Origin of the sequence: Rhizobium sp. 18055 (genome assembly GCF_902706285.1) — a bacterium.
Taxonomy (GTDB): Bacteria; Pseudomonadota; Alphaproteobacteria; order Rhizobiales; family Rhizobiaceae; genus Rhizobium.
Genome location: NZ_CACSKD010000450.1, coordinates 1 through 397 on the forward strand (window position 1 = coordinate 1; position 397 = coordinate 397).

The 397-nt window shown below is 48.4% G+C and carries 1 pseudogene; it reads right to left on the reverse strand.

The window, feature by feature from the left end:
- Positions 1-322 (reverse strand): annotated as a pseudogene (locus tag GVL52_RS29965) (3-oxoadipyl-CoA thiolase); the annotation flags it as partial.
- Positions 323-397: the final 75 nt, after the last annotated feature.

Here is a 397-nt window from a genome sequence, read left to right on the forward strand (position 1 = left end):
CGCCGGCTTTAATCGCACGCGCTGCCATGGCAATCGCATCGAGTGATGAGCCACATAAGCGATTCACAGTCGTGGCAGGGACTTCAACCGATAAACCAGCAAGCAGTGCAGACATACGACCGACATTACGGTTGTCTTCACCCGCTTGGTTGGCGCAGCCGTAGATCACGTCATCGACTTTTGTCCAATCAACACTTGGATTACGTTGCATTAAGGCTTGAATTGGAACTGCACCCAAATCATCGGCACGGATTGGAGCGAGTCCACCTGCATAACGGCCGAATGGGGTACGGATGGCATCGATGATATAAGCATTTTTCATATTTAATCTTGTCCTTTGAAATGGGACTCTGCTAATAGATAAACTGTATCTAGTCACGACGGAGTCATATCATAC